Origin of the sequence: Flavipsychrobacter stenotrophus, assembly GCF_002954265.1 — a bacterium.
GTDB lineage: Bacteria > Bacteroidota > Bacteroidia > Chitinophagales > Chitinophagaceae > Flavipsychrobacter > Flavipsychrobacter stenotrophus.
The window spans coordinates 270,488-293,190 of the sequence record NZ_PPSL01000002.1 but is presented as its reverse complement, the minus strand read 5'-3'; the positions used below and the strand labels follow the sequence as shown (position 1 = coordinate 293,190).

The following is a 22,703-nucleotide window of genomic DNA, read 5'->3' as shown; positions in this document are numbered from 1 at the left end:
GGTCATTACATACAATGTATCTGCCTTATACTATTGCGCGCTAAACCTTCTTCAAGCTGCTCTTTAATGTTAGATAATCGAGGTAGTAGATGACTTTTATGGATAGGCTGTTGCTTTGGGCGGCGGCGAGTGTCTGATTAAGGTTGTTAAAGTAATTATGTTCTATCATCTGTCCGCTGCTGTAGATACTGTTCTGGTACACAATGCTCATTTCACTGCCGGGTTTAAACTGCCATACAAAACTGGTGTATATGTTGAATGAATTGAAGTTGATGTTGTGGTTGGTATTGTAAGCAGAGGGGGACAATGTACCATCCATATTCAGCAACGAATACTTGGAGTATTTGGCCTGAGACCAATAGTGGCGGGCATCAAGACTCAGCGACATACGGTTGTTAAATATGTAGGCGCCGGTGAGGGCGTTAACGAAGGTATTCACATCGCGGGTGCCGAGGTATATGTCACCATTTACATTGTTCACAAAACCTACCTCATTTTTACTGGCCGTATTCTCTACCCTATATACCATAGAGAATTTGTCTGAAAACCTGTAACGGGGTGAAAGAAATATATAAGTGCTGTTCCTACCCGGTTCGGCAAATGATGAATGGTTTAACTCGGCATCACAGGCAAACTTCTTACGGTAATCTGAAGACACATAACCACCTATGTTGAAGTATCTTGGATATAAATAAAATCGACCTGGAGTGCGCGGTTCGAAGTAGTCATTGGTACTGAAAGGCTTGGTATCCCAATAAAGCGAGGAAGAAAGGAAATTTTTAAAGGTCATATTTTCCGAGCCGTTTATATTGAAAGAGTAAAATGCATCGGGGTTAAAGATCTTATTGTAAGAGATATTGAAACTACTGGAGGCTGAATTGGCTATCCAGAAGGGCTTATATATATTGTATGACTGGTTGAGTGCGTAGTATGAAAGGTTATTCCTGCCCAGGTAGCCAAGGTCATTGGGATTAAACCGATCGCTAATGGTTTGGGTGCTGAATGTAGCCAGGTAGTTGCCTTTTATCTTTCCTAATGCAAGGTAATACCTGTAACCAATATCGGCCTTAGCATTACCGCCGCTTATATCACTTACATCAGACGAGCCGCTTATGGCATATGAGTTGCTCTTGTTACAAAAGCGGAATAACAGTGCACTTACGTTGGCATTATAACTATTTTCTTTACGCAGCACATTGGTATTAATGAAGCTGATATAAGAATTATGCTTCAGGGCCTGATCGAGAACGATCACATTGTAATTGGTCAGCGGTGCAGTCTCTAGTTTGCGCTCCCTACCATTTATTGTATCTCTTACAGTGGCATAGGCCGGGGCAGCAACTGCATTAAAGAAGCCAATACCCAGGTTGCCCTTTGTTCTGCCCGATATTTTTGTTGCATTGTACAACTTGGTTGTAGCGGGGTTTTGTATTACCAGCTCTGTTGAGTCGATGGAACTATTTAACCTGCCGGAATTAATAGGCGAGCCTCCTACCCTGCGCGAATAGAACAGATCGTTCTTATTGAACAGGTCAATACCCTCGGTGAAGAAATACCGGCGCTCATCATACCGTACCTCTACCGGGGAGAGATTAAGCACCTTATTGTCGTACAAGGTCTGTCCGAAATCGGGGACAAGTGTAAGGTCAAGCGTAAAACTCTCGTTGATACCATATTTTATATCCAGTCCGCCATTGATGGTCTTACTGTATGCCCCATCAAAGTTTTGGCCGTATGCGGATAAATAAGGTAAGAACGCCAGCCTTATTGGCGAAAGAATATCATGCACATCGTGCAGCTCACCTGCCTGACTGAAGTAATTGCTTACTCCGGGGGTGATCGTGCTCCAGTAAGATTTTTCGCGGGTGCGGCGGATAGTGCGGGTAAAATTTACCCCCCAGTTCTGCACGGCACTTTTGGGGAAACGGAGGGCTGAGTAAGGTATTTTCATTTCCACAGCCCACCCCTTATCACTAATGCGGGCTTTAGAGAACCAGGCGGCATTCCAGGAATAATCAAACCCATCAAATCTTATTTTGGCATCGGCCTGCACCCCACCGGCAGTAACAAAAAAGGCAAAACCATTTTGCTGATCGCCATAGGTATCGAAGGCCACACCAAAAGCGTCGGTATTGGCATATTCGAAATCATCCCTGCCTGTGAGCTGTTTTAAAATACTATCGGGATGATTATCGTACAACATAGCACCGATATAAACAGCGTTATCGTCATAGAAAATACTTACCTCGGTAGGTAGTGCCGACCCTGCACCGGGGCGCGGCGATAATTGGGTGAAGCCAGATGCTTTTTCGGCGGAATCCCACACCGGCTCGTTGAGCTTACCATCTATTACTACAGGCGTTTTTATGCGGCATGCCTTCACGCATTTCTTCGGCTGCTGGGCATATAATACCCTCCCGCCGGGAACAGTGATAGCCAGTATAGCCACTAAAAGAATAAAACGCCTGAACATGAGCAGGAAAGATATAAAATTTACAGACATAATCTACAAGAGAAAAATACCCGAAATAACTGCCATATTTAACTATCCCCCCGTTTATCCCCCTTTTTACTTCGATCTTCTAGGCCGTTGCTAATGACATGTTGCTGTTTTTAATGTGATTAGGATGTGTCCTTTGAGGGGAAAAATATGTATTCAAAACTGAGGTGGGTGGCTTAGAATGAATAAAGTTGGGGTAGTAGATGAACAAACGTCAACTTTAATAATTGGAAGTATTGTATGAATTGATAACGGTCTATTAAATTGTAGATGATAGATTGTCTCCCTAAGGTTTCCCCTCTCATTTTCCCCTATTTCCTTATTTATGCGGAAAATCATTCATCTTAACTAGCAGTTTACAAGTTATTGTATTATTTTTGCAGCCTGTTTTATACTCTTAAAAAGAAAATTTATGCAGGAATTTGGTACTAAGAACCAATCGTTCAACTTATCTGAGTTGGGCCTTAATGTAGCCGTGGCGCATTGGAATCTCTCTCCGGAGGCATTAGTGAGTAAGACTTTAGAACTGGGTCAGGGCGAACTTAACGATACTGGTGCACTGTGTGTAAGCACAGGTAAGTTTACCGGCCGTTCTCCTAAAGACAAGTTTACTGTGAAGGATGCGATCACGCAGGACAGCGTGGATTGGGGTGATGTAAACATTCCTTTCTCTCCCGAAGCTTTCGACAAATTGTATGATAAGGTAGCTGCCTACATGGGTGGTAAGGAAGTATGGGTACGCGACGCTTATGCATGTGCTGATCCTGCTTACAGGTTGAATATCCGCGTGGTAAACGAAACACCATGGGCTAACCTGTTCTGTAACGACCTGTTCCTCCGTCCTACTGCTGACGAAATAGCTACTCAGAATCACGACTGGCTGATACTTCAGGCTCCGGGTTTTCAGGCAGATCCTGCTGTAGACGGTACTCGTCAGGGCAACTTCACTATTGTGAACTTTACACGTAAGGTTATCCTTATAGGTGGTAGCGGTTATACCGGCGAAATGAAGAAGGGTATCTTTGGTGTACTGAACTTTGTATTGCCACATGATCATAAAGTATTGTCTATGCACTGCTCTGCCAACGAAGGCAAGGATGGTGATGTAGCATTATTCTTCGGTTTGAGCGGTACAGGCAAAACTACCCTCAGCGCCGATGCCAGCCGCTCACTGATAGGTGATGATGAGCACGGATGGGCTGATAACAGCGTATTTAACTTTGAAGGTGGCTGCTATGCAAAATGTATAGACCTGAGTGCTGAGAAGGAGCCGGAAATTTTTGGCGCTATCAAGCCGGGTGCGTTGCTGGAGAACATTAAGTTTGTTGCAGGTACTAAAACTGTTGATTATGCCGATGGCAGCATCACAGAAAACACACGTGCAGCTTATCCAATTGACTTTATTCCTAATGCAAAGGAGCCTTCTTATGGCGGACAGCCTAAGAATGTGTTCTTCCTCACTTGTGATGCATTTGGTATCCTGCCTCCTATCAGCAAGCTGACAAAAGCACAGGCTATGTACCACTTCATCAGCGGTTATACTGCTAAGGTAGCAGGTACAGAAGTTGGAGTTACTGAACCACAGACTACTTTCTCTGCTTGCTTCGGTCGCGTATTCCTGCCTTTGCACCCTGCTAAATATGCAGAATTGCTGGGTAAGAAGCTTGACGATGACAAGAATGTGAACGTTTGGCTGATCAACACAGGCTGGAGCGGTGGCGCATATGGCACAGGTAGCCGTATGAAGCTGAGCTACACTCGTTCTATGATCAACGCAGCAATGCGTGGCGATCTGAACAATGTTGAGTATACTGCACACCCTGTTTTCGGCGTGTTGATGCCAACTACAGTTCCTAACGTTCCATCAGAAATACTGGTTCCACGTAATACATGGGCTGATAAGGAAGCTTACGATAAGAAAGCTAACGAACTGGCTGGCCTGTTCGTTAAGAACTTCGAAAAGTATGCTGAGAAATCAAGCGAAGAGATCCGTTCTGCTGCACCAAAGGTGATGATAGGAGCTTAATTAAGTTAGAGATAATAGATTTACTATATGCAACCGCTCCGTAAGGGGCGGTTGTTTTTTTAGTAGCATCATAGTATAGGCAATCAGGCAGGTTTCATTTTCTGTGCTTCTCTCAGACAGTGTATCATTTATTCTTTAAAAAAAATAATATCTGCAACAAACCTTTTGCCCGTAGAAGTATGTCTACACAGGGGGAAATCTGTCCTACATGTAAAAGTCATTCGTAATACTGTATAATATAAGGTTTTTTGGGGTATTTTGGATAAGGTTTTCTATCTTGCGCCTCAATTTAAATATAATAAAAGCTACGAATGTCTAAAAGCAGGGCCTTTAAACTCGAAATAATTAAGTTCAGTAAAGATTTTTTGTTGGCAACCCGGTTGCTGCAGGTATTTGCTCCCTTAAATAAATTGTTCTTTTTCCTGTATAATTTTAATCAACTCACATCGTGGGTGCACAAAAATAAGAAGGAAAAGTACCTCATGAACGATTTTTACCGTTCAAAAAGGAATTATGACGACAGGTTAAAGAGTTTTGAAGCCATAGTCAGGCATTATGGTATGGCTGAGGCTCCGATAGCTTATTTAGAGTTTGGCGTAGCGGCGGGATACTCTTTCAGATGGTGGATGGCGGAATGTAAAAATGCCAATGCCGGATTTTACGGTTTTGACACATTTGAGGGTTTGCCGGAAAAGTGGGGCATGTTTGCCAAGGGAGATATGAGCTACGGAATACCTGTGTTGGAAGACAAACGCGCGCATTTTTATAAGGGCTTTTTCCAGGATACACTCAATAATTTCCTTTTTGCTGAAGGAAACGGATTAAGAGGAAGAAGAAAGATCATCCATCTGGATGCGGATCTGTTCACTGCTACAATATTTGCATTGAGCCAATTGTATCCTTATCTTGAAAAGGGCGATATTATTATGTTTGATGAGTTTAGTGTATATGATCACGAATTCATGGCATTTAAAATTTTTACCGAAAGTTTCTATATGAATCTGAAACCTATTTCGGCACAAAATAATTTTTATCATGCGGCTTTTGAAGTCGTTTAATATATTATGTATATTTACCTGAAAAATACCATAGTTCCCTATGAAGAAACTGCTATTTTTATTTCTCGTTGTCATATTAGGTTCCGTACAGGTCAGCCAGGCGCAGACCCCTATGTGGGCCTTTAAGATAGGTAGTACTACCAATGATGTCAGTTATACCACCAAAGTTGCACCTAATGGCAATGTAGTTATTGCCGGTAAGTTTACCGGTGTAATGGACCTTGATCCTAATGCCGGTGTTTTCAATGTTACCAGCAATGGCCAGGAAGACATTTTTGTAGCCTGTTATGCATCTACAGGTTTATTCTTATGGGGTGGCAGTATTGGTGGCGGTGACTATGATGCGGCTAAGAAATTGACCATCGATGCGGCTAACAATGTGATCATTTGCGGATATTATCGTGGTGCTGGCGTGGATTTCGATCCCGGTGCGGGAACTTTTACTTTGTCTGATGCAGGTCTTACAGGCTCAGGGTCAATTAACTTCGACGGGGAAGGTTTTGTTGCTAAGTTTTCATCTACCGGCGTATTTCAATGGGCCAAAAGCCTTGGTGCGGAAACGGTATATGACTGTACCTTTAATGTTACCACAGATCCTCAGTTAAACGTGTATGCCTGTGGCTTCTTTACGGGTACTATGGTTGTATCTCCTACTATTACATGGAATAGTACAACAACAGGTAAGTGTTATATCATTAAGTACAATCCTACAGGTACGGTAATATGGGGCGATGTATTTGGCCTGCCAGGCTATGCCTCTGATGATTGTGTGCCATTGAGTATTGAAGTAAAGAACAATAAGATCTATAATAGTGGTGTATTACAGGGAACTGCAGACTTAGATCCGGGTGTGGGAGTTGCCAATTTCACTGCTGTAGGTCTGTATGATGCATATCTTGCAAAGTTTGACACGGCAGGTAATTATATTAACGCCATAGCCATATCGGGTACAGGCAGTCTGGATCAAGGTAATAATCTTATCACAGGCCCGCTTGGTAGTGTGTTCGTTAGTGGTTTCACCAATAGTCCCTCACTAACCTTTAATAGTGCTACCGGCCCAAGTGGTAATGCAGTTAACCCAACAGGTGGCGGCTCCAACGATTTCTTTATAGCTCGATATGACACCAATCTTAATTACGTTTGGGGACAGATAACGGGAGGACCGGGAGCAGATGCCTGTAATGACATAGGTATCAGTAATAACTATCTCTACGCTACAGGTTCGTTTAATGGTAGCGTGGACTTCAACCCCGGTGCAGCAACATTTAGTCTTGCAAGCACAGGTGCCAACGACATCTTCGTATCCAAGTACGACCTCAATGACAATTTTGTTTGCGCGTTTAAAGTAGGTGGAAGTGCTGCTGATGAGGGAAATGGTATGGGCTTCACGCCTACAGGCGATGTCTACCTCACCGGCACGTTTACCGGACTAACAGTTGATTTTGATCCCGGACCTTCATTATACACTCAGACCAGTAATGGCGGATCTGACGTATTTCTCATTAAATATGGGTTTACCGATCAGTCGGTTTCCGGATTTATTTCAGGGGATACTATTTGCCCCGGTGAGCAAGCATATATAACACTGCATATTGGTTCAGGTGGTGCTGGCCCTTACAGTGTCACATTGAGCGATGGCACTACCACTAATACTTATACCGGCGTTATGTCCAATGTTCCTTTTGCATTAACGCCTTCGCCGGTTGTGAATACCACCTATTCAGTATTTGCAATATCCTATACCGGTTCTAATGCGTGCTTGCCATTGTTGGCTGCTGCGTTTGGCTCAACCAGGGTCATCACGGCTAGTACAAGTGTAAATATCATAGCAACGCCAACCAGCTGTAACACAGTAACGTTCCTTTCCAGCACTTCTGATTCGGCATACGCATGGTCTTTCGGAGATGGTGGTACGTCTACTAATGCCAGCTCTGCGCACATCTTTGCCGATACCGGTACTTATACAGTTATTCTGAATGTTGCCGATACTACAGGTTGTTTTGCCGCAGATACTTTATTCTATACATTGGCCCCTCCGCCTGTTGTCACACTGAACAATGACACTATATTTTGCTTTGGTAATTCTATAGTATTGCAGTCTTCTGTTACTTACCCGGCCGGTACAACATATACCTGGAGCACAGGTAGCGGTGCGCCGACTATAACGGTAGGCTCAACGGGTAATTACTGGCTCAGGGTTACAAAAGCTGCGTGTAGCAGAACCGATACCGTGCATGTGATCGTTAATCCATTGCCGGTCGTCAATCTTGGAAATGATACTTCTTTCTGTGTGGGGCAAACGGTCACGTTCTCTTCGCCACAGCCCGCTGGTAACACCTATATATGGAGTGACGGCAGTACGGGAAGTTCATTGGGTATTTCGGCATCAGGTACCTATTGGCTGAGAGTAAATGTGAGCACCGGATGTACTGCAATTGACTCTATTCACATTACTACATCTCCTGCACCATATGTAAACATGGGCCCAGATACCACAAGTTGCTTTGGTGGTGCTGTTTTGCTGCAGGGTAATGGCACTTACGTAGCCCCTGTTTATCAGTGGAGTACAGGTGCAACTACACCATCCACCATCACTGCTGTAAACGGTATTTACTGGTTAGATATCACTGACGGCGGTTGTACTACACGAGATTCTATTTCAGTAACGATAAGGTTCGATACGCTACGTCTCGAGAATCGCGATACTGCTATCTGTAAAGGGCAGGTGTTGCAGACATTTGGTGGTGCTAACCCTGGTGCTTCCATCCAGTGGGTACCTACCGCAGGCATAGGTGCGTCAACATTCATCAATACTACCATCATGCCAGATACATCTGCAATGTACTACCTTGAAGTAAATCTGCCTGGTTGCCCTACATTGTATGATTCATTCTTCTTAGATGTGCAGCCGGTGCCTCGGGTATTTGGCGGCGGTTCAAGGGTGATCTGCGCGCATGATACCGTGCACCTTAAGCCTACAGTATTACCTGCCTGGTACAGTAACTATAGTTACGCATGGACACCGGTAACAGACCTGGACCAGAGCACCACGGCAACTGTAGTATTCACTGCAGGGCCATCTACTACTTACACAGTAACAGTAACTACCCCTGCCGGATGTACTGGCGTTGACTCCATCAAAATATTGGTAAGGCCAGGTGACTTCGGTAGCATTATTGGTAACCAGAATAAGTGCCCGGGCGATTCTGTTTTGTTGAATGCAGCCGGTGGTGTTTCCTACCAGTGGTTCCCTGCAATGAACATCAGTGACCCTACATCTCCTACACCATGGGCTTACCCGGTAGCAGATGAAGATTATCACGTTATTGTAACCAGCGTATATGGTTGTACCGATACATTGGCTATGCATATAGGTGTTTATCCTGCGGCATTGATCACATTGTCAGACAGTGTTGTACTGTATCCGGGTGAGTCTTACCAGCTAAGTGCTGTAGGTAACTGTACCAGCTTCAACTGGTTCCCACCTGAAGGGCTCGATACATTCAATATATCTAACCCTACAGCAACACCTCCGTTCGATACACGTTATATCGTATTCGGTAGTACCGAAAACGGATGCCAGACCTCCGATACAATTAGCATTTACCTGAGTACTGAAGCTATTATAGCTATGCCAAATGCCTTTACTCCTGGTACCGGTGTGAACAATTATTTCCACCCGATCAATAAAGGATTGTCAAGCATTAATTACTTCCGTGTGTATGACAGATGGGGTGTTATGGTGTTCGAAACTACATCTCTGAATTCACCGGGATGGGATGGTAACTATAAGGCTGTACCACAGGGCTTTGGTGTGTATATGTACGATATACAGGGCGTATCTCTTACCGGCCAGATCGTGAAGAGACATGGTAATGTCACTTTGCTACGATGATAATAATTTAGGTTAATAGCCTGCTTTGATAATAAAATTATAGCTCACCATCCATACAGGCGGTGAGCTATTTTTTTAGTGTGTCATCCCGAACTCGTTCTTGCCATCTTTAATTCTTAGTTAATTCCTGCGGGAATTGTTATCTTAGCATACTTGACAAAGACTTTATGAACAAATTTTATCTTCTAATAATTTGCTGTTGTTGTACATATGCCGCCACAGCCCAAAGCACAGTATATTCCGAAAGAGATTATGCCCGGAAACCTGTTTGGATAGAAATGATAAAGGATACTTCTGTCAATTTCTTCGAGGCCGAAAAGGCTTTTAAGACCTATTTCCGTAATCATGAAAAGCCGGAAGGAGAACAGGAAGATATTGGAGAACACGAAAAGCGGGAAAAGAATCCATCAAAAAGAGAACAGCGCGAAATGCAGCGCGAGAACCATATGCGCATGGATGTGAAAAGATATGAGTACTGGCGCGACAGAATGCTGCCGTACGTGCTGCCCGATGGTCACATCCTTACTCCAACCGAGCGGTTGAAAATATGGAAGGATAATAGCAGTAGGCAGTAGTTGGACATAGTCTTTTTATTAGCGTCGTGCCGTCATGTCGCTTGATTGACAATAAATATATTCAGATGAATTTACGTTGGTTATTCGTTTTGTTACTGTCTGTTGCATCAGGTACCGCAACAGCTCAGGCTGTAGGCACATGGTCTAATACGGGGCCTGTGCAATTTCCGGTGAATGTTAGCGGCCAGGTGCATGGTATGGGACGCGTCAGTCAGCTTAAATTTCATGTGTCTAACCCCGCTAAAATGTATGCGGTAAGTGCCTCTGGTGGTTTATTCATCAGTAATGACACCGGCGTTTCCTGGACTCCTACTCCGGGTACAGAAGTGCTGCCTACAACAGGCTGCTCTTCGGTATGTATCGATTATACAAATGACAATATCATGTACCTGTCTACCGGAGATCAGAATTATTACGGAGACTGGTATGGCATCTATAAGACCATAAATGGCGGTGTTACCTGGACCCCATCTAACGTGAACATAGGTAACCGTATGGCTGTAGAGATAATAATGGATCCACTGAACCACAATACGCTGATCGCGGCGACTACAGATGGTATATGGCGCAGCACCAACGCTGGTGCTACCTGGACACAAACCTTTACAGGTGGTGCTTTTAAAAGTATGCAGCGCAGGCCCGGCAGTAATAATGTGCTCTATGCCTCAACCGGTACAAAGTTCTACCGAAGCACTAATATGGGGGCTACTTGGACTAATATAACCGCAGGTGTGGTAGTGCCCACTGGTAATGATGGTACACGAATAGCCGTAACACCGGCAGATAGTAACCTGGTATTTTTAGGTACAACTGATGGTTACGGACAGATATTGAAATCGACCAACGGCGGTACGTCATTTACTAATATTTATAGCAGCACTACCCAGTGTCTGGTGTGCTATGATTCTACCATAACATCTGGTTCGCAAGGGTATTATAATTTCAACCTTACGGTCAATCCTGCCAATCCGTTAGAGCTGCTACTCGTATCGCACTGTGTATGGCGCAGCACCGATGGTGGCTACACCTGGAGCTGGCGGACGCAATGGTACGATCAGGTACATACTGACATGCACGAAATATTGTTCGATCCTTACAATCTTGGGCTGCGCTTCAATGCCAATGATGGTGGTGTATGGTTATCAAGAGATCCGCAGGCTACGGTATGGGAAACCCGCAGCAACGGACTTGCGGCAACCGAAATGTATCATGCAGCCCAAAGCCCTGTGGTCAGGCAGATGATAAGCGCCGGTACACAAGATAATGGTGAGCTGTTTTTTGATGGTATTTGGAAGACCAATCGCGGTGGCGACTGGGGCGCAAAATGTGGCATAGATTATTTAGGTAGTAGCACTGTGTATTATAACAATGGTCAGCGCCGTAACCTGCAGCCGCTGGGTGGCGATTATTCGTATAATGCACCATTCACTACTACCCCCGAATTTAGTATTGAGTTCCTGCCATCAGCACCCACTACGGCTTTTATCGGTACTGACAGTGTATGGCGAAGCAATGATATCAACAATGCATTACCTACCTGGCTGTTCCTGGGTACACTCAATGAGAACATTATGGGTATGGCATCATGCAGGGCCGACAATAACATTCTATATGTGGTTACCGAGAACGATCACTTATTAAGGTATGACAATGCTATGAGTGGTGCACCAACGTACACTACTCTGGCTGCGCCTGCAGGCACCAGCGTAAGAGCAAGTGTAGCGACAAACAAGTACAATGCGAACGTAGTGTATCTTACTTGTGGCACTACTATCTATCGCTCGGCTAACAAGGGTGCAAGCTGGACCAACATTACCGTTACGCTGCCTTCTTTGAACATTCTGAAAGTCATTGCCGATGACTATTCTACCACGGAAAGATTGTTTGTATGCCTGGGTAACTATGTATATTACAAAGACAATACAACCACTACCTGGACACTTTCAGCAGGCTTGCCAACGGTTATGAGCATTAATGACTTTATGGTCTATAACGATAGTACCTCCGCAAGTATTGTTAGAGTGGGCACTTACGGTCGTGGTTCATGGGAGTGTAACATCCTCAATAACCTGCCACCAACAGGCACGTTTGCTTCAGATAAGCAGAACATCTGCCCCGGTGATACTGTACGCTACCATAAGAACCTGTACGGCAATTTCACCTCATTTACCTGGTTGTTCCCGGGTGGCAGTCCTGCCACATCAACTGCGGATAGTCCGGTGGTTATATACACCTCAAATGGTAACTATAATGCCACGCTGTTGGTCATAGGCCCGGGTGGTACCGACACTGTTACTATTCCAAACTATATCCATGTTTCTAATGGGATAGTCGCTACCATCAGTGAAGGATTTGAAGCGGCAACGTTTCCGCCTGCAGGTTGGCAGCATCAATCTGCAAGTGGAACGCAGTGGCAGCAAAATAATACTGTCGGTGGTTTCGGCACAAGCACCCGCAGCATGCTGTTCGATAACTTCAATAACGATGCAGGCGGCCGCAAAGACCGTATAATATTACCTAAAATAGATCTTACAGCAGCTACTGCAGCCTACCTCAAGTTTGACGTAGCCTATGCCTACTACCCCGGCTATAGAGATACGTTGTTGGTGGAGTTATCTACTGATTGTGGTAAGACTTATTCGACTGTCTATCTGAAGGATACAAGCTACTTGGCCACCGCTCCTAACAATACCACCAGTTTTGTGCCCGCGGCTACAGAGTGGCGTACAGACTCTATCTCACTGAATAGTTACATAGGTGGTGGTGTGCAGTTGTGCTTTACCAACAAGGGGCACTACGGTCAGAATGTCTACATTGATAACGTAAATCTGGGCGTTACCTGGTCGCCCACCATTGGTGTGAATACTATAGGCAAGACAAGTAAAATAGCCGTTTACCCTAACCCTGCCAAAGACAGGATATTCATTAAAGCCGAAGGTCTGAGTGGTAACAACGTTACAGTTACCTGCTACAACAGTGTTGGACAATCAATGCTAACAAGAAGGGAAGCTTTAAACAATGGACAGGTCAATACTTCATTTGATATTGCTTCATTGCTTCGCGGCATTTATGAAGTGCGCGTGCAAAGTGATAGTGGAGAAGGTTATGTTGAAAAGGTAGTGTTGCAGTAGTTTTATCGCAGCCCAATCAACTCATTGAACTCTTTTATTACTTTATTAAAGCGCTCTTCGCCCAGCATGTTTCGGGCACTTGAAGACGTTTGGTAGAGGACGATGATTTTGAACTCTTCTGCACTACATTTTTTATTCAGGTAGGTGACAAATGCGCCACCTACAGGATATAGTATCTTCTCTTCGGTCTTATCATTGTCCCATATGTCAAGGACGGAATGGAAATTACTTCCGTGAAGTATTGCTTTAGCTTCAGCATATTTTTCCTGCTCGTTGCCGGTAAGATTGAATGCTACTGCAGTGCCTTCTGAAATGAATTTTGCAAAGCCCACCTGTTTTTGTCCCCAGCCCCAGTAGCTGAGGGTATGAGTGATCTCATGGCCTATTGATTGATTTCTGGTTACATGCGAAAGGCACTGTCCCGGTCTTGTAAAGCCAAGTTCACGCCCCGTAACTCTTTTGGCCATGCCCTTGTCGTTCCATACTTTATAGGTGATCTTTTTGGGCAATAGGGCATGGAAAGTCTCGTTGTTCACAACATAAGCACTGTCATGCTTTTTCACGAAGGTATTTACCGAAGGTCCCCATCCGGTTGTATCCTGGAAATTGAAGATCATATGCTCACTTTCAATAACGGTCCACTTCGGTTCCTCTTTCGACAATTCAGCTCCAAGGGAATCAAGCAGGTGTTCTGCAAATTTTACTGATGGCTTGATATGTCCCAGATCAACCGTTTTGGTTAGTTCTTCTATAGCGCTGTCTTTCTTGTTATTGTGAATGTATATCTCAGCAAGGTGAGCATGTGACCACGACGATACCCAGCTGCGATCTTTATTAAGCGCAATTGCCCGCTTGAAGTTATAGGCAGCGGAATCATAGACTTTGGTATAGAAGTAGATGCTGCCAAGCGACAGGTATGCCTGTGCGTACAAGCTGTCTTTGGAGATCACGGCCTTTGCAAGTGTCGCCGCCTCGGCATATTGTTGGCTCGTTATGAGTACATCTGCCAGCAGGTATTGGGCATATTTCTCTTGCGCTTCTGTTTTGTTGAGCGCCACTGCTGTTCTCAGTTCACTTATGCCTTTTTCTTTCAATCCTGCACGAACATAGACGCTACCTAGCTGTGTATGTGACCACCCCGATATTTCAGTTTTGTCTTGGTCCAGCCTGATAGCTTTTTCAAGCAGTAGGGTTGCCTCATTACCCTTCCCTTGCTCCAGGTATACAGCGCCTGAGATCCCGTAGGCAAAAGCATTGGTGGTGTCGGCTGTAATTAGTTCGTTGGCCATCTTTAGTGCTTGTGCATACTTGCCATGCCTGTAAAGCGTATCAAGCTCGGCATTAGACTGCGCTAAGGCTACGGTGGAAAACAGGATAATAGCTAAAAGTGTAACCGTTGCTCTCATAAATGACAATTAATGGTATAAATATATATCAGGTTGTTGATATTAGAAAGGTGAGGCATTTTCTCGGCTTATCTTAGATTGAAATAGCACGTCCTGTAAATGGAATAGGTTGTAAATTTGCGCTCATGGGATCTTACAGTGTGGGCGAAGCACTCAAACATTTATTGGAACAATCGAAGTGGAAGTCTAAGATACACGAGCTAAGACTACGCGATGAATGGGAGACCATAGTGGGCAAGACCATAAGCAAATACACCCGAAATATAGACATCACCAACAAAGTACTTACTATCTACACAGATGTTGCCCCGCTCAAGCAGGAACTCCAGCTAGGCAAAGAACAGCTTATACAGCACATCAACGAATACTTTGAAGATAGGGTAGTGGTGGAGATTCAGATAAAGTAGTAGAGGATAATACCGTTCATGTACTTTTTCGACCGATGGTGAACTTTTCATGGGCACTGGCGGCACAAATCTTACATTTACATCATCTTTCACACTAAAACCAAAACACATGAAAAAAATGGCACTTCTGCTATTGCTGGCTGCGTTCAGCAATGCTTCCCACTCACAGATCATTCACACAATTGCCGGCACAGGAACTGCTGCTTATTCAGGAGATGGATTTGCAGCTACTGCCGCTTGTTTAGCGGGGCCGTCGCATGTAGCTGTTGATACAGCGGGTAACATATACATCGCTGATCAGGGCAATCATGCAATAAGGAAGATAACTGCTTCGGGCACAATAACTACTATTGCCGGTACGGGCATAATGGGATATAGTGGTGACAATGGCCCTGCTACTAATGCTACGCTTAATCAGCCGAATTGCCTGGCGTTTGACAAGCATGGCAATCTATACATATCAGATCACCGAAATAGTGCTATTAGAAAGATAGACGTAACTGGTATGATCACCACCATGGCGGGTGGAGCTTTCGGATCCGGTGGAGATGGCGGCCCGGCCACTGCTGCGCAATTGACGTGGCCTTGTGGTGTTTCTGTCGACACAAACGACAATGTTTTTATAGCAGATAATCTCGATAACCTGGTCAGAATGGTGAATTCTGCCGGTGTTATATCCACATTTGCCGGTACTACAGGTGGCTATAGTGGAGACGGCGGCCCTGCTACTAACGCACAATTAAGTGTGCCATTAAGGTGTCTCGCCGATCGTTCGGGTAATGTGTACATCTCAGACACCTATAATAATCTTATCAGAAAGGTCAACTCAGCCGGAGTGATTTCCATTTTTGCAGGTAGTACTTCAGCCACATCATTGGGGGATGGAGGTCCCGCTACCGATGCAATGCTCAACATGCCCAATGGTATAGCGTTAGGGCCCGATGGTAGCTTATATGTGTGCGATCTTGGTAATGATCGCATAAGGATGATCAATGCCACTACCGGTAATATTAGTACTATTGCGGGTACAGGGACTTTGGCCTTCAGCGGAGATAACGGACCGGCCACTGCAGCTGAATTAAATAATCCGACTGGCATAGCGGTGGATCGCAACAGCAATATATTTATTGTTGATGCAGATAACAACAGACTCAGAAAAATAGATGGCGTTCCGGACACTACTCTGGCAGTAGCCAATGTGCATTATACAAATCACGCGTTAAGGTTATTCCCTAATCCGGCAACCGGAAAAGTGACACTCGATATTGCCGGTTCAGCAACCTTTGAACATACTGCATTGGTAAGAATATTTATGCTGGATGCTGCCGGTAGAATAGTCTTTACAAAAAACGTAGAAAATGGTACTGGCCAAAAAATCACTTTAGCAATAGATAAACTACCGTCCGGTACCTACCTTGTAAAAGCAATGGCCGGGAATACTATATTGACCAGCAAGCTGACGATAGAATAAAACTTACCGAAACCCTAAACAACAAATCCCCCGATCGCTCAGGGGATTTGCTGTTTATAGATAATAACCCCTTAATTAAATATAGCCAGAGTATACTCTTTCTTGCCTTTCAATACAAGCAGGTATTTACCATGCAGCAGGTGCTCTTCCCTGATCACAAAATCCATTGGTACTTTCTCTTTGTTTATAGAGATACCATTGGCCTGCAGCATTTTCTTGGCCTCCCCGCGCGATGGTAAGATGGCATTATCAGCCAGGAAGGAAATGATGTCCAGTCCTTCTGTTAGTGGTGCTTTAGCTCCGTTTATTTGTGCTACACCGTCCAGCACTTCCATCAATTGGTTTTCATTCAGCGCCCTCAAGGTGTCGATTGAAGATTTGCCGAAAAGTATGTCAGATGCCTGCTTGGCAAACGCCAGATCGTCGGCGCTATGCACCAGTGTGGTTATTTCGTCGGCCAGAGCCTTCTGCGCTATGCGTGCGCCATATGCATTGTTGTGCTCGGCTATAATTGAATGCAGCTCTTCTAGCGGCTTGAAAGAATAGATCAGCAGCATCTTAGCAGCGTCAACATCCGGGAGATTCAGCCAGAACTGATAAAACTTATACGGAGAGGTACGCTCAGGGTCCAGCCATATATTTCCGCCTTCCGATTTACCAAACTTACTGCCGTCGCTTTTTGTGATCAGCGGACTAACCAATGCAAATGCATCACCACCGCCTTTTCTGCGTATCAGCTCTGTTCCGGTCACTATATTGCCCCACTGGTCGCTTCCGCCCATCTGCAGCTTTACATTGTGGTGCGTGTTCAAGTGGAAGAAGTCATAGCCCTGTATCAACTGGTAGGTAAACTCGGTAAAAGAAAGGCCTGTCTCCAGCCTTTTCTGCACAGAGTCTTTAGACATCATATAGTTAACGGTAATGTTCTTACCCACATCGCGGATAAAATCAAGGAACGAAAAGTTTTTGAACCAGTCGTAGTTATTGACCATCACCGCCGCATTAGGCGCGTCGCTGTTGAAGTCGAGGAATTTTTCCAGTTGTTTGCGCTGGCCTGCGCAATTTTTTTCTATCGTTTCTGCATCCAGCAGGTTACGTTCTGCCGACTTGCCCGATGGGTCGCCGATCATACCAGTAGCGCCGCCAATAAGCGCATATGGCTTGTGGCCGGCCTTCTGCAAGCGCATCAGCAGGGTTATCTGTAACATGCTGCCTATATGCAGGCTGTCGGCAGTAGGATCAAAGCCTATATAACCTGAGGTCATTTCTTTATTCAGTTGCTCTTCGGTGCCCGGCATTACGTCGTGCAGCAATCCTCTTTCCCTCAGTTCGGCTATTAAGTTCATTGTTATTGTGTGTTATAAGTCGGCAAAAATAAGAATATACACATGCATAAATAGCATTTATACGCATGTAGTTAATGTTTATGTAAGTAATGTTAAATTTTGGTTTGGCAATTATGTTTATTATTCCGAAATTTGTTTCTATCTTTCGCATGCCTTTACTAAAATTGATAATGTTGAAACGAATTATACTCTCGCTGTTCCTGTTATTGCCATTTTGCGTGAACGCACAGCAGTCTCATCATGAAATAGGCATCACGCTTGGTCTTTCCAATTATTATGGAGACCTGCAACCCAAGATGTTTCCTTCAATAGGCTATCACCCAATGGGCGGTATCATATACAAGTACTTCATGAATCCGCATTTCGGATTGAGGTTCGGAGCCAACTATACCAGTCTTTCTGCATCTGATAGTGATAGCAACATACCGGTAAACAGGGCTAGAAACCTGAGCTTTGGTACACACCTGTTCGAAATGCATGGTGCATTGGAAGTGAATTTCCTCCCAATAGAAATTAACGATTTTAAAGTAACTCCGTATGTTTTCGGCGGACTTTCTGCATTCTACTACAATCCGTTTGCAGATGATCCTAATGGTAACAGGGTATTTTTACGCCCGTTGAGCACCGAAGGTCAGGGCCTGCCTATTTACCCCGATCGTAAGCAATACAGCCAGATAAACATGGCGTTCCCTTTTGGTGGTGGTGCTAAATTCTTTATTGGTAAAACACTTATGTTGACAACTGAACTAGGCTTCAGATATACCAATACCGACTACCTCGATGACGTCAGCAAATCATACGTAGATCTTGATTCCCTCAATGCCTACAAAGGAATGTTGGCTAAAACAATGGCTTACCGCGGTAATACATTGGCTACATGGGATAAGAACAATCCATACTACGGTTTCCAGAGAGGAGATAGCAAGGCCAATGACTGGTATTGGTACGCCAATATCTCTGTTGCCATCTACTTCCGCGCATTTGGTAACACAAGAGAATACCTGAAGACCCGTTGCCCTGGCTTCTTCCGCTAAAACACGACCAACTAATTATACCAAACGCTGAAATGTCTTACGACCTTTCAGCGTTTTTGTTTTAGGTGGTATGCAGTTTATTGTGGTCAGATTTGACAACTTTTTAGAAAGTTGTCAAATCTATACGGCAACCAGATGTGGCACACCTCCAAGGTGTGCCACATCTAATCCCATGACGTGTGCCACACCGTCAGGCATCATGAAAATCTTTTAATACTTTAAAAATCCTGCCTGCCTGCCGGTAGGCAGGGTTCAGACAACCTCCCCAATAAACAACCTGTTGATATCAGAACTGATCACATGGTGTTTAGGGAAAACAGATGCGAAGGTCTTCTGGGTTCTTACCCATTCTTCTTCGCTGTTGATGATATAATTGAAGGCAACTCGCCCACCGGGAGCAATGCTCTTGCGGCAATTGGAAAGGAAGGATAGCGACGAAACGAAATCGGGTACCGTACGGCTATTAAAAATGTCTATGAACAGCAGGTCATGCTGTTTGGTGTTCTCCGCTACAAATACCTGCGCATCATTGCATACGGCATCTATCTTAGCTTCGCTGTCTTCCGAAAGAAATTCGAGTGCAAGTCTCAGCACCACCTTATCTATTTCAACCAGCGTAAAGGCTGGATTATAACCCCGCTTACGAATAATGCTGACCGTACTGCCCAGTCCTACACCAAGGATAAGTACACTTTTTACTTGCGGGAGAAATTTTTTAAGGTCGTTAAGTACACCTATTGCAGGTGTATATTCTACGCCGTCAGAATATAGCGCATCGGCGGTTGCCAGCTGCACGCGGCCCTTGTAGAGCAGTAATTCCAGGTACGGGTTTATATCACTCTGGTGATGGCTGAGCCACACAGGGTGAAAAAAACTCATGATACGTTTGTGAATCGGTATTTTTTCTATGTCGAAAGCCACAGGAGAGCTGTTTACGTTATTGGATACTACCTCCCCTATATTCTTTACGGGTGTATTGTGTGGCTAAAGGATCACTGATGGCGGTCTTTCTTCTTACGGAAGAAACCTACCTTACTTTCATTGCCATTAATTAAACGGCTGATGTTCTTATAGTGGGTCAACACCACAAGGCAGGCCGTGGCTATAGCAAATAGTTTGTAACTCAGCTCATGCGCATTGAATATGAAAACGATCATTACCGGGAACGCTATGCTGGCAGTAATTGAGCTCAGTGATACGTAGCGGGTAAGATACAGCATGCAGAAGAAAACAGCCACCAGGCTCACAGCCACTGCAGGCTGAATAGATAAGATCATTCCGAATAGGGTAGCGATACCCTTACCGCCCCTGAATTCTGCCCATATAGGGAATATATGCCCCAGTACCGATGCAAGTCCTAAGAATACTTCTAAGTTCCTGTAGGCCTCCCAATAATGCGGCAGACCTGATAAAATAACCAGTTTTACTGCCAGGAAGCCCTTAAGCATGTCCATAAGCATTACTGCCGAACCAGCTTTAGAACCTAATATCCTGAAACAGTTGGTAGCACCGGCGTTTCCGCTGCCATGTTCCCTTATATCTAAACCAAACACCCACTTGCTTACCCACACCGCTGAAGGAATAGATCCGATCAAATAAGCTAAAACAAGAAGAATTGCTATTAACATTATCAAATTGTGATTAATGACAAAAACAAATTTAAACTATGCACATCAGATTTCCTAATAGCGCATTAGATAAAGACTATGCTATTTTTAATTTTTTTTCGTTATGAAATTCCACTTATTTTCTCCTGAATGATAAAACTATCCAGTTATTAAGCTCCTGATAATCAAATAATTCTAAGCCTTGTGCGCCAGCGGTGGCTGTGATAATATCCTTGTCGGATGTCAGTAGCCCACTCATTAAAACTATGCCATCTTTAACAGTACATGTAGCCAGTTGCGGCATGTACTGGAGCAATATGTGCCGGTTTATGTTTGCCAGTATAATGTCGTACTGTGCCTGTGGCAACAGGTCGGTGTTGTTTTGTTCTACGGTTATCCTGGTCGAGTTGTTGCGACCAAGGTTCTCCAGTGCATTCTCCACACTCCACTCGTCATTGTCAATGCCAAATACTGATGCGGCACCCAATTTTTCGGCCATTATAGCCAATACACCTGTACCTGTACCAAAGTCGAAAACCGTTTTGCCGGCTATGTCCATATGCTTCATGGCCATCATCACCAGTTGTGTAGTTGCATGGTGCCCGGTACCGAACGACATTTTTGGGGTAATAATGATCTCATATGGGGTAGTAACCTCAATGTCATGAAAGTCGGCCCTTATGGTGCAGAAATCCTCTACTATCACCGGTTCAAAATTACTTTCCCATACCTCGTTCCAGTTCTGCTTGGGTATAATTTTAGTCTCAAAGAAGCTGTCGCCTGTAATTTCCTTCAGTTCAGTTGCATCATACGTAGGTTCATCAATATAGGCCTGTAAGCTATCTGCCGACTGCACAAACCCCTCATACCCTGCATCCGATAATTGCGCTACCAGTATTTCCTGCTGGTCTTCATCAATGTTGTTGATCGTTACTTCTACGTAATTCATGGCGCAAAGGTAAATATTTTAAAATGGGCGCATGACGTTGCATCATCAGACCAGTAGCATGACCAGGATCAGTACCTGATATTCACTATGTTTTCGCCGTGGCATGATTTTGAGAATGTTATGAATAGCGGAATCAATTTATGAGCTGCTGTTAATTTATATCATGAGGAATAAGACACTGGTAGCATTAGGAATAGCATTATTATCAATAACAGGAAATGTTATGGCGCAGGATGTGCCGGCTGAGAAGCGCGGAGAAAAATTTTACTTTGGTTTAAAGGCCGGTATCAATAGGTCAAATGTATGGGACGAAAAAGGTCAGGATTTTAAGGCAGATGCAAGAACGGGTTTTGCAGGTGGTGCTTTTATTACTATCCCTATCATTCACTTTATAGGCATTCAGCCGGAGGTATTGATCTCACAGAAAGGATATCAGTCATCGGGAACATTCCTGGGTAATTTCTATTCCAACACAAGAACAACCACTTACCTTGATGTGCCCATCCTGTTTGCCCTAAAGCCAAGCACTATGTTTACCATATTGGCCGGTCCGGAATATTCTTACCTCCTTCATCAGAAAGATGTAACACGCTTTGGTTCTGCCAGCACCGCTACAGAGCAGGAATTTCAGAATGAAAATGCCCGCAAGAATATATTCGGCCTTATTGGCGGACTGGATGTGAACATCAAGCATGTGGTGATATCTGCTAGAGCGGGTTGGGATCTGTCTAATAACAACGGAGACGGCACATCTACCACACCACGCTACCGCAACCAGTGGTTGCAGCTGACAATGGGTTTCAGGATCTGATAAAATGACGAAAGTCATACCCGCGGCACACATTTTGTATGACATTTGGGTAAGTATCCGATTATTACCAACACACAATTTTTCATTAAACTATAAAATCTAAACAACATGGACTTCTGCACATCCACAAACACGAAAAAGATCATAGGCGCCCTAATGGTAGGAACTGCTATAGGCGTGGCATTGGGTATCCTTTATGCACCTGCAAAGGGCGCTGATACCCGCAAAAATATTACCGGCAAAGGCGAAGACCTCGCTGATGCGGTAAAAGAAAAGTTCAACGACCTCGTTGATACCTTCAAGAAGGAAGCTTCTGAAGCAAAGGGCAAAATGAGCTAAGATTGTTTTTTACACGTTAGAACAAAAGGCAGAGAAACCACAATTTCTCTGCCTTATTTTTTTGTATTAGATAAAGCAGGATATCCCGCATTCTTTCACGTGTTCGTAGAGACGCAAGATTTTGCGTCTCCCAAGCGGCGGGCACATT

16 protein-coding genes are annotated in these 22,703 nt (G+C 44.4%); 10 read left to right on the top strand and 6 right to left on the bottom strand.

What is annotated here, in order from left to right; translation table 11 throughout:
- Positions 1–40 precede the first annotated feature (40 nt).
- The gene (locus CJD36_RS06305; RefSeq protein WP_105038290.1) at positions 41–2,503 is read right to left on the bottom strand and encodes a DUF5916 domain-containing protein; all 2,463 of its coding nucleotides are present in this window, start codon (positions 2,501–2,503) and stop codon (positions 41–43) included.
- 409 nt (positions 2,504–2,912) lie between these two features.
- On the opposite strand from CJD36_RS06305, the gene pckA reads away from it, so the two are divergent.
- From pckA to CJD36_RS06280, 5 genes are all read left to right on the top strand, one after another.
- Complete coding sequence (gene pckA / locus CJD36_RS06300) at positions 2,913–4,526, top strand: phosphoenolpyruvate carboxykinase (ATP) (protein WP_105038289.1); 1,614 nt, start codon at positions 2,913–2,915, stop codon at positions 4,524–4,526.
- A 311-nt stretch (positions 4,527–4,837) separates the two neighbouring features.
- Complete coding sequence (locus tag CJD36_RS06295) at positions 4,838–5,584, top strand: class I SAM-dependent methyltransferase (protein WP_105038288.1); 747 nt, start codon at positions 4,838–4,840, stop codon at positions 5,582–5,584.
- Between the two features lie 40 nt (positions 5,585–5,624).
- Complete coding sequence (locus CJD36_RS06290) at positions 5,625–9,479, top strand: PKD domain-containing protein (RefSeq protein WP_105038287.1); 3,855 nt, start codon at positions 5,625–5,627, stop codon at positions 9,477–9,479.
- Between the two features lie 278 nt (positions 9,480–9,757).
- Positions 9,758–10,054: a hypothetical protein gene (locus CJD36_RS06285; protein ID WP_133162524.1), complete on the top strand. Its 297-nt coding sequence runs from the start codon at positions 9,758–9,760 to the stop codon at positions 10,052–10,054.
- Positions 10,055–10,119: 65 nt separating this feature from the next.
- Positions 10,120–13,185 (top strand): T9SS-dependent choice-of-anchor J family protein, encoded by a 3,066-nt coding sequence (locus tag CJD36_RS06280; protein ID WP_133162523.1) that lies wholly within the window; start codon positions 10,120–10,122, stop codon positions 13,183–13,185.
- 2 nt (positions 13,186–13,187) lie between these two features.
- Here the strand turns inward: CJD36_RS06280 and CJD36_RS06275 are convergent, their stop codons facing one another.
- On the bottom strand, positions 13,188–14,591 hold the full coding sequence (locus CJD36_RS06275; RefSeq protein WP_105038284.1) for a tetratricopeptide repeat protein: 1,404 nt from the start codon (positions 14,589–14,591) through the stop codon (positions 13,188–13,190).
- Between the two features lie 125 nt (positions 14,592–14,716).
- Here CJD36_RS06275 and CJD36_RS06270 point away from each other — a divergent pair, with 125 nt between their 5' ends.
- Positions 14,717–14,998 carry a DUF721 domain-containing protein gene (locus tag CJD36_RS06270; RefSeq protein WP_105038283.1) on the top strand — a complete coding sequence of 94 codons (282 nt, stop codon included), beginning with the start codon at positions 14,717–14,719 and terminating at the stop codon, positions 14,996–14,998.
- A gap of 118 nt (positions 14,999–15,116) precedes the next feature.
- Positions 15,117–16,469 carry an NHL domain-containing protein gene (locus tag CJD36_RS06265; RefSeq protein ID WP_161499225.1) on the top strand — a complete coding sequence of 451 codons (1,353 nt, stop codon included), beginning with the start codon at positions 15,117–15,119 and terminating at the stop codon, positions 16,467–16,469.
- A 71-nt stretch (positions 16,470–16,540) separates the two neighbouring features.
- Here the strand turns inward: CJD36_RS06265 and tyrS are convergent, their stop codons facing one another.
- Positions 16,541–17,815 carry a tyrosine--tRNA ligase gene (gene tyrS, locus CJD36_RS06260; RefSeq protein WP_105038281.1) on the bottom strand — a complete coding sequence of 425 codons (1,275 nt, stop codon included), beginning with the start codon at positions 17,813–17,815 and terminating at the stop codon, positions 16,541–16,543.
- A gap of 170 nt (positions 17,816–17,985) precedes the next feature.
- Here tyrS and porG point away from each other — a divergent pair, with 170 nt between their 5' ends.
- Positions 17,986–18,849, top strand: coding sequence for a type IX secretion system protein PorG (porG, locus tag CJD36_RS06255; protein ID WP_161499224.1), 864 nt, complete (start codon positions 17,986–17,988; stop codon positions 18,847–18,849).
- A 252-nt stretch (positions 18,850–19,101) separates the two neighbouring features.
- Here porG and CJD36_RS06250 read toward each other — a convergent pair whose 3' ends face one another.
- The 3 genes from CJD36_RS06250 to prmA form a co-directional block, all read right to left on the bottom strand.
- Positions 19,102–19,728: a spermidine synthase gene (locus tag CJD36_RS06250; RefSeq protein ID WP_105038279.1), complete on the bottom strand. Its 627-nt coding sequence runs from the start codon at positions 19,726–19,728 to the stop codon at positions 19,102–19,104.
- A 113-nt stretch (positions 19,729–19,841) separates the two neighbouring features.
- Positions 19,842–20,477 carry a glycerol-3-phosphate 1-O-acyltransferase PlsY gene (gene plsY, locus CJD36_RS06245; RefSeq protein ID WP_105038278.1) on the bottom strand — a complete coding sequence of 212 codons (636 nt, stop codon included), beginning with the start codon at positions 20,475–20,477 and terminating at the stop codon, positions 19,842–19,844.
- A 115-nt stretch (positions 20,478–20,592) separates the two neighbouring features.
- Positions 20,593–21,405 (bottom strand): 50S ribosomal protein L11 methyltransferase, encoded by an 813-nt coding sequence (prmA, locus tag CJD36_RS06240; protein ID WP_105038277.1) that lies wholly within the window; start codon positions 21,403–21,405, stop codon positions 20,593–20,595.
- Positions 21,406–21,568: 163 nt separating this feature from the next.
- Between prmA and CJD36_RS06235 the strand changes: the two genes are divergently transcribed.
- Both CJD36_RS06235 and CJD36_RS06230 read left to right on the top strand, forming a co-directional pair.
- A complete protein-coding gene (locus tag CJD36_RS06235; RefSeq protein ID WP_105038276.1) occupies positions 21,569–22,216 on the top strand; it encodes a porin family protein in 648 nt (215 codons plus the stop codon).
- Between the two features lie 108 nt (positions 22,217–22,324).
- Positions 22,325–22,555 (top strand): YtxH domain-containing protein, encoded by a 231-nt coding sequence (locus CJD36_RS06230; protein ID WP_105038275.1) that lies wholly within the window; start codon positions 22,325–22,327, stop codon positions 22,553–22,555.
- The last annotated feature ends 148 nt before the right edge of the window (positions 22,556–22,703 follow it).